The organism is Actinokineospora sp. PR83 (assembly GCF_021056305.1).
Lineage (GTDB): Bacteria > Actinomycetota > Actinomycetes > Mycobacteriales > Pseudonocardiaceae > Actinokineospora > Actinokineospora spheciospongiae.
The window spans coordinates 1-13,729 of the sequence record NZ_JAJCXD010000042.1 but is presented as its reverse complement, the minus strand read 5'-3'; the positions used below and the strand labels follow the sequence as shown (position 1 = coordinate 13,729).

General features: G+C 73.5%; 11 protein-coding genes. 6 read left to right on the top strand and 5 right to left on the bottom strand.

What is annotated here, in order from left to right; translation table 11 throughout:
* Positions 1 to 20: 20 nt before the first annotated feature.
* Positions 21 to 1,178, bottom strand: a complete 1,158-nt coding sequence (locus L6E12_RS35400) for a PP2C family protein-serine/threonine phosphatase (protein WP_236228695.1) — start codon at positions 1,176 to 1,178, stop codon at positions 21 to 23.
* 56 nt (positions 1,179 to 1,234) lie between these two features.
* Here L6E12_RS35400 and L6E12_RS15915 point away from each other — a divergent pair, with 56 nt between their 5' ends.
* Complete coding sequence (locus L6E12_RS15915; protein ID WP_236228694.1) at positions 1,235 to 1,711, top strand: MarR family winged helix-turn-helix transcriptional regulator; 477 nt, start codon at positions 1,235 to 1,237, stop codon at positions 1,709 to 1,711.
* A gap of 314 nt (positions 1,712 to 2,025) precedes the next feature.
* Here the strand turns inward: L6E12_RS15915 and L6E12_RS15910 are convergent, their stop codons facing one another.
* Entirely contained in the window at positions 2,026 to 3,036 is a 1,011-nt protein-coding gene (locus tag L6E12_RS15910) for a PHP domain-containing protein (RefSeq protein ID WP_236228693.1), read from the bottom strand.
* A 98-nt stretch (positions 3,037 to 3,134) separates the two neighbouring features.
* Here L6E12_RS15910 and L6E12_RS15905 point away from each other — a divergent pair, with 98 nt between their 5' ends.
* Together L6E12_RS15905 and L6E12_RS15900 are read left to right on the top strand one after the other, a co-directional pair.
* The gene (locus tag L6E12_RS15905; protein WP_236228692.1) at positions 3,135 to 5,165 is read left to right on the top strand and encodes an acyl-CoA dehydrogenase; all 2,031 of its coding nucleotides are present in this window, start codon (positions 3,135 to 3,137) and stop codon (positions 5,163 to 5,165) included.
* A 162-nt stretch (positions 5,166 to 5,327) separates the two neighbouring features.
* Positions 5,328 to 5,729, top strand: a complete 402-nt coding sequence (locus L6E12_RS15900) for a DUF3040 domain-containing protein (RefSeq protein ID WP_236228691.1) — start codon at positions 5,328 to 5,330, stop codon at positions 5,727 to 5,729.
* 584 nt (positions 5,730 to 6,313) lie between these two features.
* Here the strand turns inward: L6E12_RS15900 and L6E12_RS15895 are convergent.
* Genes L6E12_RS15895 through L6E12_RS15885 form a run of 3 tightly spaced genes read right to left on the bottom strand, consistent with a single transcriptional unit; the run spans position 6,314 to position 11,092 of the window.
* Positions 6,314 to 8,767, bottom strand: a complete 2,454-nt coding sequence (locus L6E12_RS15895; RefSeq protein ID WP_236228690.1) for a DUF3488 and transglutaminase-like domain-containing protein — start codon at positions 8,765 to 8,767, stop codon at positions 6,314 to 6,316.
* Positions 8,764 to 10,029 carry a DUF58 domain-containing protein gene (locus L6E12_RS15890; RefSeq protein ID WP_236228689.1) on the bottom strand — a complete coding sequence of 422 codons (1,266 nt, stop codon included), beginning with the start codon at positions 10,027 to 10,029 and terminating at the stop codon, positions 8,764 to 8,766. The genes L6E12_RS15895 and L6E12_RS15890 overlap by 4 nt, the downstream gene beginning before the upstream one ends.
* Before the next feature lie 40 nt (positions 10,030 to 10,069).
* Positions 10,070 to 11,092: an AAA family ATPase gene (locus L6E12_RS15885; protein WP_374201887.1), complete on the bottom strand. Its 1,023-nt coding sequence runs from the start codon at positions 11,090 to 11,092 to the stop codon at positions 10,070 to 10,072.
* A gap of 852 nt (positions 11,093 to 11,944) precedes the next feature.
* On the opposite strand from L6E12_RS15885, the gene mraZ reads away from it, so the two are divergent.
* From mraZ to L6E12_RS15870, 3 genes are all read left to right on the top strand, one after another.
* Positions 11,945 to 12,376: a division/cell wall cluster transcriptional repressor MraZ gene (gene mraZ / locus L6E12_RS15880; RefSeq protein ID WP_236228723.1), complete on the top strand. Its 432-nt coding sequence runs from the start codon at positions 11,945 to 11,947 to the stop codon at positions 12,374 to 12,376.
* A gap of 180 nt (positions 12,377 to 12,556) precedes the next feature.
* The gene (rsmH, locus tag L6E12_RS15875) at positions 12,557 to 13,513 is read left to right on the top strand and encodes a 16S rRNA (cytosine(1402)-N(4))-methyltransferase RsmH (RefSeq protein WP_236228688.1); all 957 of its coding nucleotides are present in this window, start codon (positions 12,557 to 12,559) and stop codon (positions 13,511 to 13,513) included.
* Positions 13,510 to 13,729 (top strand): hypothetical protein (locus L6E12_RS15870; RefSeq protein WP_236228687.1); only part of this gene is annotated, 220 nt, incomplete at its 3' end. The genes rsmH and L6E12_RS15870, both read left to right, overlap by 4 nt.

Here is a 13,729-nt window from a genome sequence, read left to right as displayed (position 1 = left end):
GGGCCCGCCGGTGCGGGGGCTCAGGTCCGGGCGGCGGGGCCGTGCCAGTCGAGGCAGACCACCACGGCGTCGTCGTCGAGGTCCTTGTGGTCGCGGAAGACCGCCAGGTCGGAGAGGACCGCTCGGACGGCCTGGCCGGGTGGCAGGGCCCGGGTGGTGCGCACCGTCCTGGGGAGTGCCACGTCGGCGTAGCGGCGGTCGCCGCTGAGGGAGTCGAAGACCCCGTCGCTGACCACGAGGAGGCGGTCGCCGGGGCGGAGGTTCTCGTTCTGGACCCGGTAGTGGGTTTCCTCCAGGGAGCCCAGGGGGACCTGGGTTTCCAGGTCGACGCGGCTGCACTCGTCGTCGCGGACGCGCCAGACTTGCGGGGAGCCGCAGTCGACGATGCCCAGGGCGCCGGTCTCCAGGTCCAGCGACAGCAGCAGGGCTGCGACGAAGTGGGTGCCCGCGTACTGGCCCCACACCGCCTGGTCGGCCAGCGCGGCAGCCTCGGCGATGCCGTGCCCGGAGCGGCGGGCGTTGCGCATGGCGGTGATGGCGATCGTGGTCAGCAGCGCCGCGTCGAGGCCCTCGCCCATCCCGTTGGTCAGGGTGAGCGTGAGCTGCCCGGGGTCCACGCTCCAGTCGAAGTTGTCGCCGCGCACCCCGTAGGCGGGCTCGAGCTGGCCCGCCAGGGTGAACTCCGGGCAGCTCAGGCCGCGCCCGGGCAGCAGCTCCCACTGCATCTCCGCGGCCACCGTCATCCGCCGGTCGCGGCGCACCCTGGCGAGCTGGTCGCTGCCCAGGTCGGCCACCTGCAACGCGTCCGCCAGGGCGTCGGCCACCTCGCGCAGCTCCACCAGCCGCGCGTCGTCCGGTTCGGTGAGCACGGTGCCGCTGAGCACGCCGTGGCAGTTGCCCCGGCACAGCAGCGGCAGGTGCACGGTCCAGTCGTTCTGCACCACGGCCTGCTGCTCGCGGAACGCCGCGCCGGGCAGCGTGCCGGTGATCGGGACCGCCTCGGCGGCGCCGACCAGCGGCACCAGGTTCGCCGCCGGGTAGTCCACCAGCCGGACCGTGGCGCCGAGCAGGGCGGCGTGCTCGGTCAGCAACTCCGGCAGCCGCTCCGCGAACGAGTGCAGCGGCAGCGATCTCAGCGTGGTCTCCAGCGCGCGCAGGCTCTCGGCGGCGGTCGTCACGGGGTCCTCCGGTGGGGGTGGGGCCGACAGGGCCGCCGGTGTGCGAGAGTTGCAGTATGGCTGCGTCGTCGGGATCCCAGCCGCCGGGTGCGGACGCGGCGGACGAGGCCGAGATCGCCGCTGCCGCCCTCGGCCTGGTGCTGGCCAGGGCCACCGCCGGGGTGTACCCCAAGGTGCCCGCGGTGCAGATGCGCGCGCTGCAGTTCATCGGCGACCACGAACCGATCAACCTCACCCGGCTCACCGAGGAACTGGGCACCATCGCTTCTTCCGCCAGCAGGCTGTGCGACCGGTTGCAGGCTGCCGGCCTGCTCGATCGGCGTTCCGCCACGACCGACCGGCGTGAGGTGGAGTTGGTGCTGACCAGCGACGGGGTGCGGTTGCTGGAGCGGTTGCGGGCGGCTCGGCGGGCTGGGCTCGCCGAGGTGCTGGAGCGGATGAGCCCGCAGGGACGGGCCGCGCTGCTGCGTGGTCTGCACGAGTTCAGCATCGCTGCTGAGCAGGTGGCGTTGCACGAACAGGACACTGCGTGAGCTGAGATTCCCGTGGTACCTGGGATCCGCTTGCCGCGGTTTCAAGGGCCCGGTCGTTTGTTGGCGGTGCCCGGGTGGGTGGATCCGCTTGGGCGGGGCCCCTACGCCGATCATGTGCCCAGTGTGACCGAGTGGGGCTGAAGAGATGCCCCACAGCCCAAGCAGGCTTGCACATGATCGCCACCCCCACCCAAGCACATCCACCCACCCGGGCGTCTGCTTAGCCGGGCCGGCGGTTGGCGGGGTGGTCGGCCGCTGCGCCGGTGGGGGGTGGATGGCTGGTGGTCGGGCGGGTGGTTCGAAGGCGGGTGCGTTCAGTTCCGGGCGGCTATGCCTGCGAGGAGGGCGTCGGCGGTGCGGGTGTTGATGACCTGGTCCGGGCTGATGCCGCACTCCTCGGCGCGCTCGCAGCCGTAGGGTTGCCAGTCGAGTTGGCCCGGGGCGTGGGCGTCGCTGTTGATGGCGAAGGTGCAGCCGAGGTCCTTGGCCAGGGTGAGGAGTCTGCGGGGTGGGTCGAGGCGTTCCGGGCGGGCGTTGATCTCCACCGCGACCCCGTGCTCGGCGCAGGCCGAGAAGACCGCGTGCGCGTCGAACTCCGATTCCGGGCGGGGTTTCTTGGTGACCAGGCGGCCGGTGCAGTGGCCCAGGACGTCCACGTGGGGGTTGGCCACGGCGGTGAGGAGGCGCTCGGTCATCTCCGGCTCGGGCATCCTCAACTTCGAGTGCACGCTGGCCACCACCACGTCCAGCCGGGACAGCAGGTCCTCGCTCTGGTCCAGTGCGCCGTCGAGCAGGATGTCGACCTCGATGCCGGTGAGGATCAGGAACGGGGCGAGTTCCACGTTCAGCTCCGCGACCTCCTCCAACTGCCGCTCCAGGCGGTCGGCGGAGAGGCCGTTGGCGATGCGCAGGCGGGGGGAGTGGTCGGTGAGGGCGATCCACTCGTGGCCCAGGGAGATCGCCGCCTCGGCCATCTCGCGGATCGGGCTGCCGCCGTCGGACCAGTCGGAGTGGGTGTGGCAGTCGCCACGCAGGGCGGCGCGCAGTTCGGCGCCGCCTGCCACCGGTTTGCCCGCCGCCTCCACCAGCCGGGTCAGGTAGGCGGGTTCGCCGCCCGCCGCCGCCTCGGCGATGACCGTGGCGGTGGTGTCGCCGATGCCGGGCAGGTTCCGCAGCGTCCCGGTGTCGATCCGCAGGTCCAGCTCGCCTCCCGGGAGGGCCGCCACCGTCGCCGCCGCCCTTCGGAACGCGCGCACCTTCTGCGTGTGCTCGCCCGCCCGCTCCAGGAACAGCGCGATCTGCTTCAACGCCGCAACGGGGTCCATGGCGCCAGGAAACCGCACCCCGCCGCGCTGCGCACGCCGGGCGCGCGCCGCCGCGCGCCACTAGCTTCGGGGGTGAACCACCCCGAGGAGGAACACCGATGGACATCCCCGCCACCCCCGCCGCGCCCACCGGACCGCTGACCGAGCTGCTCGACGGTCGCTGGGGGCACGTGCGGCGCGCGGCGCGGGAGCGGATGAGCGAACTGCCCTCGCCCGCCACCTACGACCTGACCACCGAGCAGCACCGCGCGCTGGTGTTCGACGAGCTGCGCGAGCTGGCCGCGGCGGGCTACCCGAGGGTGGGGTTCCCCAAGCAGTACGGCGGCGACGGCGACACCGGTGGATCGCTGACCTCCTTCGAGATGCTCGGCTTCGGCGACCTGTCGGTGATGGTCAAGGCGGGCGTGCAGTGGGGCCTGTTCGGCGGGGCCGTCGAGGCGCTGGGCACCGAGCGCCACCACGACGCGCACCTGCGCGCCATCATGGAACTGGACCTGCCCGGCTGCTTCGCCATGACCGAGACCGGCCACGGCTCCGACGTGCAGCACCTGCGCACCACCGCCGTCTACGACCCGGCCACCCGGGAGTTCGACCTGCACACCCCGCACGAGGCCGCCCGCAAGGACTACATCGGCAACGCCGCCCGCGACGGCCGGATGGCGGTGGTGTTCGCCCAGCTCGTCGCAGGCGGCGCGGGGCGCGGCGTGCACGCGCTGCTGGTCCGCATCCGCGACGACGAGGGCAACCCGGTCCCCGGTGTGCGGATCGAGGACTGCGGGCGCAAGGCCGGGCTCAACGGCGTGGACAACGGCCGCATCTGGTTCGACCACCTGCGGGTCCCGCGCGAGTCGCTGCTCAACCGCTACGGCGACGTCGCCGAGGACGGCACCTACAGCAGCCCCATCAAGGGCGACGGCCGCCGCTTCTTCACCATGCTCGGCACCCTGATCCGCGGCCGGATCAGCGTCGCCGGGGCGGCGGGCAGCGCCACCAAGAGCGCGCTCACCATCGCCGTGCGCTACGGCCTGGCCCGCCGCCAGTTCGAGCGGCCGGGCACCGACCTCGACGAGGTCGTGGTCCTGGACTACCTGGCCCACCAGCGCAAGCTGCTGCCCGCGCTCGCCACCACCTACGCCCTGCACTTCGCGCAGGAGGAACTGGTCACGACCCTGCACGAGCTGTCCGAGCGGGACGGCGCGGCGGTGGAGTACACCGACGGCGAGCAGGGCACCGAGGAACACGACCGCCGCCAGCGCGAACTGGAGTCCCGGGCCGCCGGGCTCAAGGCCGCCACCACCTGGCACGCCACCCGCACCATCCAGACCTGCCGCGAGGCGTGCGGCGGCGCCGGGTACCTCGCCGAGAACCGGCTGCCGCAGCTCAAGGCCGACACCGACGTGTTCACCACGTTCGAGGGCGACAACACGGTGCTGTTCCAGCTCGTGGCCAAGGGCCTGCTGACCGGCTACCGGCAGCACGTCGGCGAACTGGGCAGCGTCGGCATGGCCCGATTCGTCGCCGACCGCTTCGTCGAGACGGTCATCGAGCGCACCGCCGCCCGCTCGGTGATCGAGCGCCTGGTCAACGCGGTCACCCCGAACGACGAGGAGACCGACCTGCTCGACCGCGGCTGGCACGTCAAGGTCTTCGAGGACCGGGAGAAGCACGTCCTCGACACCCTCGCCCGCCGCCTGCGCCGCGCCGGGGACGCCGACGCCGACCCGTTCGAGGTGTTCAACGACGCCCAGGACCACGTGCTGCGCGCGGCCAGGGTGCACGTCGACCGGATCGTGCTGGAGGCCTTCGTCGCCGCCATCGACCGCTGCACCGACGAACCGACCACCGCGCTGCTCAACCGGCTCTGCGACCTGCACGTGCTGTCGAACATCGAGGCCGACCTGGACTGGTTCCTCGGCCACGGCCGGTTCACCACCGCCAGGGCCAAGGCGGTCACCGGGGCGGTCAACGAGCTGTGCGCGCACCTGCGCCCGCACGCGGCCACCCTGGTCGACGCGTTCGCCATCCCGGAGTCGCTGGTCGCCGCCCCGATCGCGATCGGCGCGGAGACCTCGCGGCAGGTCACGCAGCGTGAGCACGACGTCGCGGAGGCGGCCGGAACCACCCGGTGACCGGCTGGTGACGAAAACCCGTCGTTCCGTGATCGAGGATCGGGTAGTCGCCGGGCGCCACTCGCCGTATCCTGGAGACCGACACCCCCGTGCGGGGTGCCCGCCGGGTCCGGCGGCAACCGTGATCGCCCGGCGCCCGCGACTGTGCCGGAGGAGGAAAGAATGCCACTCTCCGAGCACGAGCAGCGACTGCTCGACCAGATCGAGCGCGCGCTCTACGCCGAGGATCCCAAGTTCGCGTCCACCGTCCGAGGTGCCCGCCTACGCAAGCCGTCCCGCCGACGCCGCCTGCTGGGCATCGCCCTGTTCATCGTGGGCGTGGCGCTCCTCGTGCTGGGTGTGCCGTTCAACCCCGCTGGTTTCCCCGCAGTGAGCCTGCTCGGCTTCCTTGTCATGTTCGCAGGCGTCCTGCTGACGCTGACGGCCATGCGCCGGGGCTCTGACCCCGCAGAACCCGGTCAGGAGCCCCCCGGTGGCGGCGGGCCTGCGCCCGCCCGCGATCGGAGTTCGTTCTCCCAACGCATGGAGGAGCGCTTCAAGCGGCGCTTCGACGAGGAGCGCTGATCGGGGGCTTCTCGGTCTTCGCGCTGGTACTCGGCTCAGCGCCTGCCCTGGTTTCGAGGGCGGGCGCTGAGCCGTTTCCGGGTTGCGCCGTGTCTTTGGTTTAAAGCGCCGGTCGTTTGGTGGTGGTGCCCGGGTGGGTGGATCTGCTTGGGCGGGGCCCCTACGCCGATCATGTGCCCAGTGTGACCGAGTGGGGCTGAAGAGATGCCCCACAGCCCGGGCAGGCTTGCACATGATCGGCACCCCCACCCAAGCACATCCACCCACCCGGGCATCTGCTTAGCCGGGCTGGCGGTTGCGGGGGTGGCTGGTTTCGCTGCGCCCCGTCGGGTTCGGCGTGGCTGATCGCCGGACCGGCGGTTGCGAGGGTGGTCGGCGGCTGCGCGCGGTGGTGTTTCGGGTGGTTGGCCGCTCGGCGGCCAACCAGCCACCACGAACCACCGGCCCGAGCAGGCCACCCCAACCCCACCCCACTGCCAGCCATCCGCAATCCCACCGTGCGCAACTGCCGACCACGCCGCGCCGCTGTGTCGGTGCTGGTCGGGGCGGCCTGGTGCCGGGTCGGGTCCTCCGCGGGGGTGAGATCAGTCCTGCTTGCGCCGCCGGGGCTTGAGGACCGAGCGGGGGAGCAGGCGGGACTTCCAGTCCATCGGGGCGGTGCGGCGCAGGCCGCGGACCACCTCGTCGAATGCGGCGGGTAGTTCCGGGGTGTCGCCCCGGCCGCCGTACCAGGAGCGTTCGACGGAGTTCACCACTGTCCGCAGTGCCTCTTGGCCGTCCTTGTCCAGGCTGTGTTCCTTGACCAGTCTGCGGGCGGCTGTGCGGACGGTGTCCGACTCGGCGGTCTCCGCGCCCCGGTCCCAGGACTCGGCCATCAGCTCCGTCCACGCCGCGCCTGCCGCGTCGGTGCCGCGGCCGGTCACCGCCCGGTGGTGTTCGCGGCGGCGCCAGGCCCGCACGGCCGCGGGGACCGCGGCTGCCACGAGTACCGCCACCAGCGCGCCGAGCCACCACGACACCGCCGCCACCAGGAAGAACACCGCCAGTGCCGCGGCGGTTGCGGCTGCCGCCACCGGGCGCCGCGCCGCGCGGGAGCTGACCTTGGCCGACCGGGCGCCCAGGGCTGCCAGGCCGCCCGCGAAGGCGATCAGGACCAGTGCCAGCCACACCTGCCAGGGCAGGCTGAACCCGTCGCCGCCCGTGTCGGGGGTGGCGGCCTGCCGGTCGTCGGCGGGGCCGGTTTCCGGGGCCTGGGGGGTGGGGGTGTTCTCGGTGCTGCCGCCGGGGACCTCCTCCTCGGTGACCGTCGTCGACGGGCCGGTGCTCGCGTCGCTCTGGACGTAGGGCGGTTGGTAGCCGCGGCCGTCGCTGAGGGGGGTCGGGTCGAACGAGACCCAGCCCTGGTCGGGGAAGTAGACCTCCACCCACGCGTGGGCGTCCTGGGTGGTGATCGACCGGTAGTCGCCGGAGACGAAGCCCGCTGTGTAGCCGATGGCCACCCGGGAGGGGATGCCCGCGGCGCGGGCCAGGACGCCCATGGCCGAGGCGTACTGCTCGCAGAAGCCGACCTTCGAGCGGAAGAGGAACTCCTCCAGGGCGTCCTCGTCGCTGGAGGTGCCGGTCTGGGTCTGGTACTTGAAGCCGTTCGCCGGGTCGAAGTACTTCTGCAGGGCCAGTGCCTTGTCGAACGTGGTGGGCTGGCCTGCGGTCAACTGCCGGGCCAGGTCCACCACCTCGGGGTCGATGCCCTCCGCGCCGAGGTACACCGGGTCCAAGCCCTCGGCGGGTCGGGTGCCCGCAAGCCGCAGGTCCTGCGCGGCGGGCTGGCCCAGGTCCGCGTCCTCGACGTAGCGGTCGAGCTTGCGCGGGCTGCGGGAGTAGACCATCCCGCCGTTCTGGTCGTAGTACATGTCCGGGGGCAGGTCGCTGAGCCTGCGCGGGATGCCGTAGACCGGGGCCCACAGGTCCTGGGAGTTGATCGGCTCGATCTCGATCCGGGTGACCGCGCCCCCACCGTCGTCGCCGAGGCCGTTGGGCAGGTCGCCGTCGGCCGGGACCGCGTCCGACAGGGCGTCCGCCGCGGTCCAGCCGCCGTTGCGGTCGAACCGGGGCAGGGTCATCGCCCGCAGGTAGCGGCTCTCGTTGCCCAGGCCGCGCACCCGGAACAGCTCCACGTTGCTGCCCTGGTCGAGCATGCCGCGCAGGGCGGTGAACGGCTTGAGGGCCAGCCCGCCGCCCCCACCGCCGCCGCCCCCGCCGGGGAAGCCGCCGACGGTGCCGATGCCGGTCGCGGTCAGCCCGGCGACCAGCCCCAGCGCCAGCGCCGAGGCCACCACCGCCACCGGGGCGCCCAGGCCGCGGCCGGTGGCGGGCAGAGCCGGGCGGTTGCGCCACAGGTGGTGGCGGTGCGTGCCGTCGACGGCCAGCAGCCCGGCGAACGAGATCGCCCCCAGCACGAACGACCACCACGGCAGCAGCTCGTCGGACAGCGAGGCGGGCACCGCGTAGACGCACAGCAGCACCAGCCCGCACGCCGCGGGCGCCCCGGCGGCCACCGCCAGGGTGTCCACCAGCACCGCCACCAACCCGATGGCGATCACCACCAGGCACAGCACCGGCGCCGTCGCGCCCACCGGCGGCACCCCGACCCGCACCGCCTCCACCGACTGCCCGAGCACCTCGCCCAGGGCACCGATGGCGTCCGGCCCCGGCAGGATCCCGACGATCCCCTCGTTGGTGAACAGCGCGACCAGCAGGCACAGCAGCGCGAACAGCTGCGCCAGGCCGACGACCGCGGTGGGGGTGCGCATCGCGCGCAGGCCCATGCCCACCGCCGCCACCACGATGATCGCCACGCCCGCGTAGCCGAGCCAGCGCACCCCGTCGATCACCCCGGCCAGCGCCGTGGAGGCGCACAGGGTGGTCACCGCGGCCACCGCCGGGGTCACCGTCGTCGTCCACTGCACCGCGTCGGAGTCGTGCTCGGGCGGCGCGGGGGGCTGCGGCGCGTGCTGGGGTGGGTGCTGCGTCGTGGTCATGTGCCCGCTCCGGCGATCATCGTCCCGTCCCGGCGCGACCCGGAGCGGCACACGTTGGCCCACACCCGGTTCATCGGGATGTCCGGTCTGGCCAGCGTCACGCCCCAGCCCGCGCCGGTGAGCAGCGCGGCCGCGGCGGTCGGGTCCACGGCCGGACCCTCTCCCGCGCCCCAGGCCCTGGTGTCCAGCAGCACGGCCAGGCTGCGCGTGCCCCGGGTGCGGTGGCGGATCAGCCTGCCCAGGTCCTCCGGGGTGGCGCTGCCCAGGACGGCGATCAGCTCCTGGCCGCCACCGGGGTCGGCCGGGCAGGCGATCTCGCGCTGGTGGCTCGGTTGCAGCGCGGCCAGCGCGTCGAGGACCGCGGTGTCGCTGTGGCTGCCGTCGCCCGCGTCGGAGACCAGCACCCCGCCGGTCTCGGTCACCAGCCGCACCTGGTGGCCGTAGCGATGCAGGTGCACGCAGGCGCTGGCGGCGAAGGACACCGCCCACTCCAGGCTGGAGTCCGCGCCGCTGCCGCGGTGCCCGGGTGCCCGGTGGTCGAGCAGGACCGTGGTCCCGCCGCGCCACGGGCTCTCCTCGACCCGCACCATCATCTCGTCGCGCTTCGCCGTGGAGCGCCAGTGCACCTTGCGCAGGTCGTCGCCCTGCCGATAGGGGCGGACCACGGCGTCGTCCTCGCCCTGCCCGGCGGAGAGCCGGTTCGAACCGTCGTCACCGGAGCCCAGGCCGGAACCGCCGGGCACGCTGGTGAGCGGGAACACCCTCGGCACCACGACCAACCGCGAGGTGCGGGCCAGTTCGCGCTCGAACTCGGCCAGGCCGAACGGGTCGGTGACGGTGGCCATCAGCGGGCCGAGCTGCTGGACGCCGCGCAGCATCGGCCGCACCGCGTACCGCAACCGGGTCCCGGAGTGCCGGGGCAGCCGCTCGATGAGGAACCGCGGCTTGCCGCCCAGCGCGTAGGGCACCCCGTCGGAGACCAGCAGGCCCACCGTCGGCAGCCGCCCGGTGCTGCGCACGTCGAGCGCCACCTCCGCCCGGCCGCCCACCGGCACCCTGGTCGGGGTGATGTGCCGCTGCGCCCGCAGGCCCACCCTGGTCGCCGCGGTCAACCCGCACACCAGCAGCGGCAGGGCCACCACGAACACCGACACCCGCAGCAGGTCGCGCTCGTTGAGGATCAACGAGCACAGCGCGGCCGCCAGCCCCGCGGCCAGCAGGCACCGGCCCCGGGTGGTCAGACCGGACAGAGCTCCGCGCATCGCGCGACCGCCTTCCTCCCGTGCCGCGACCGGGTCGCCCTCAGCGCCTGCCGCCAGGACCCGACCACTGCGCACCGCCGTGGTCGGGGGCGGCCTGCGGCACCGGCACCCGCTGCACCAGACCGCGCACCAGGTCGGCCGGGGGCCGCCGCGACGCCTGCGCCTCCGGGGTGAGCACCAGCCGGTGCGCCAGCACCGGCACCGCCACCGCGTGGATGTCATCGGGCACCACGAAGTCGCGGCCCGACAGCGCCGCCTGCGCCCGCGCCGCCCGCACCAGGTGCAGCGTCGAGCGGGGGGAGGCGCCGATGCGGATCTCCGGCAGCCGCCGGGTCGCCGAAACGATCTCCACCGCGTACCGGCGGACCTCCTGGGCGATCTGCACCGCGCGGACCGTCTCGATGAGACCGCGCACCTGCTCGGCGTCGGACACCGACTCCAGCACCTTGAACACGTCACGCGCGGCGTGCTCGTCCACCATGGCCAGTTCCGCCGCCGGGTCCGGGTAGCCGATCGACACCCGCGCGGTGAACCGGTCGCGCTGGGCCTCGGGGAGGGCGTAGGTGCCCTCCATCTCGATCGGGTTCTGGGTGGCGATCACCATGAACGGCGAGTGCAGCGGGTAGGTGTGCCCGTCCACGGTGACCTGGTGCTCCTCCATGCACTCCAGCAGCGCGGACTGCGTCTTGGGGGAGGCCCGGTTGATCTCGTCGCCGACGACGATGTTGGCGAACACCGGCCCGGGGCGGAACTCGAACTCGTTGGTCTGCCGGTTGAAGATCGACACGCCGGTCACGTCGCTGGGCAGCAGGTCCGGGGTGAACTGGATGCGGCTCACCGAGCAGTCGATGGACCGGGCCAGCGCCTTGGCCAGCGAGGTCTTGCCGACCCCCGGCACGTCCTCGACCAGCAGGTGGCCCTCGGCCAGCAGCGTCACCAGCGCGATCCGCACCACCTCGGGCTTGCCGACGAGCACCCGCTCCACGTTGGCCGCGATCCGGCCGACCGCGGTGTGCAGCTCGGCCAGGCCGTTCGACGGCGCCTGCTGGTGCGGTGGCGCCACCGGGTGGTGCGCCCCGGTGCCCGGACCGCCCGCCGGGGCGCCGGGGGCCGGGTGGGGCGCGGGGGCGCCGGGGTGCCTGCCGGTGGGCCCGTTCGCACCGGGGTGGGGGTACTGCTCGCCGCCGGTCGCTCCGTAGGCGTTGCCCGGGGGAGCGGTGGGCGGGGTACTCGACGTCACGCGACCTCCTGCTGGTTCTCGGCGGCCGTCCGGTCCGGCGGCCGGGAGGCGGTGTCGGGCTCACGCCGTCGGAGTCCCGTGCCGGACGTCAGCCTGTCATCCAGTGTGTCAAACCGGGGCGAGGTACCCCACCCCTTCCGGCGAGCCTGCCCGCCGGGGAGGCGGGGCGTTGATCCTGCCGCACGCCGCCGGGACACCTCCCTCCGCCCGGCCCCTGGTCCGTTCGGCGCAGCGGTGGTGCGGCCGGGCGGCGCCGGGGGACCGGCGGACAGGCGTGGGCTGTTCAGGTGACGTTGAGGACGCAACCACCGGGCGGGTTGACTCTCCGTGGGCGCCCGCCGCAGCGGCGCGGGTGCCGTCCCCCGGCCCCCCACCCCGCCCCACCGGTTCCCCCACCTCGCCCCGCGAAACCCCGTGACGTGCGCTTCGGGGGTCACGGGGAGGCGCTCCGGGGGGTCTTGCGGCGTCTCGGGCGGCAACCCGAGTCGGTGACGCCCCCACCACCCCCCACTGTCACCCCCCACCCTCCTAGCTGCGGAAACGCACAATTTCCCGGCTCCGACACGGCTGGTTTCGCGTTGACTGTGGTGAAAAGTGGGGTACTGTGGCGCCAAGTGGGGCAGCAGGGGGCTCCACGGCCGATCCGATGGGTTCGGTGGGGAGGTGGGTGTCGAGATGTTCCTCGGTACGCACACCCCCAAGCTCGACGACAAGGGGCGGCTGACACTGCCCGCCAAGTTCCGGGACGCACTCGCGGGTGGGCTCATGGTCACGAAGGGTCAGGACCACTGCCTCTACGTGTTTCCACGAGCGGAGTTCGAGGACATGGCGCGGAAGGTGGCGGCGGCTCCCTTGACGAACGAGGCGGTCCGCGCCTACCAGCGGTACCTGTTCGCCGGAACGGACGAGCAGCGTCCCGACGGTCAGGGGCGGATCACGGTCGCACCGGAACTGCGGCGCTACGCGGGCCTGGCCAAGGACTGCGTGGTCATCGGGGCGATCACCAGGCTGGAGATCTGGGACGCGCGAGCGTGGCAGACCTACCTGGACGAGCACGAGGACGACTACTCCCAGGCCCGGGAGGAGGTCCTGCCCGGCGTGTTCTGAGCACGGACAGGAGACGAGGGGGATTCGGGTGCCGCCAGGCCTCGGTCCGCTCGCCTTCGGCCTTGGCGCACCTTCCCCGGTGCCAAGTCCGACGAGCGGGCGGGGACCTGGCGGCATCCGTCGATCCGGCCGGGCAGGTCGTGGCCTGCAGTTCGGGAGTGTGGGAGAAGGTGCGTGCGCGTGACTGAGCGACCCCGCCACGTGCCGGTCCTCCTCGACCGAATCCTGGAGCTGTTCGCCCCCGCCCTCACCGACCGCGACGCCGTCCTGGTCGATGCCACCCTCGGTCTCGGCGGCCACGCCGACGCGCTGCTCTCGGCCCACCCCCGCCTCACCCTCGTCGGCCTCGACCGCGACCCGCACGCCCTGGCGCTGTCCGCCGAGCGGCTGGCCCACCACGGCGACCGGGTCCACCTCGTGCACACCGTCTACGACGGACTCCCCGAGGCGCTGTCCGGCCTGGGACTGTCGCGTGTGGAGGGCGTGCTGTTCGACCTCGGCGTGTCCTCCATGCAGCTCGACGTCCCGGAGCGCGGCTTCGCCTACGCCCGCGACGCCCCGCTGGACATGCGGATGGACCCCACCACCGGCCCCACCGCCGCCGACGTCCTCAACACCTACTCCCACGGCGACCTCGCCAGGGTCCTGCGCGACTACGGCGAGGAGCGGTTCGCGGGCAAGATCGCCAAGGCCGTGCTGGTCGAGCGGGACAAGGCGCCGTTCACCACCAGCGCCCGGCTCGTCGAACTGCTGTACTCGGTCCTGCCCGCGCCCAGCCTGCGCACCGGTGGGCACCCGGCCAAGCGCACCTTCCAGGCGCTGCGGATCGAGGTCAACGCCGAACTGGACGTGCTGCGCCGGGCCATCCCCGCCGCCCTGACCGCCCTGGCCGTCGGCGGTCGCATCGTCGTGGAGTCCTACCAGTCGCTGGAGGACCGGATCGTCAAGCGGGCGATCACCGCGCTGGCCCACTCGACCGCCCCGCCGGACCTGCCGGTGGAGCTGCCCGAGCACGCCCCCCAACTGCGCCTGATCACCAGGGGCGCGGAGATGGCGGACGAGCGCGAGACCGAACACAACTCCCGCGCGCAGTCGGTGCGCCTGCGCGCGGCGGAACGCATCCGGGAGGCCCCATGACCGCGCCCGCGAGGAACTCCTCCGACCCGGCGCGGTCTCCACGCAGCAGCACCCCCGCCGAGGAGCCGGAGGCGCAGCGCCGCACGCGCGCGGCTGCCGCCCGCCGCGCCGACCCCGCCGACGCGGAGCAGCCCCGCGCGGACCGGGCCGGGGCGTCCCGCCGCCGTGCGGAGGCCGAGGACCTGGAACCGTCGACCCGGTCGGGCTCGTCTCGCT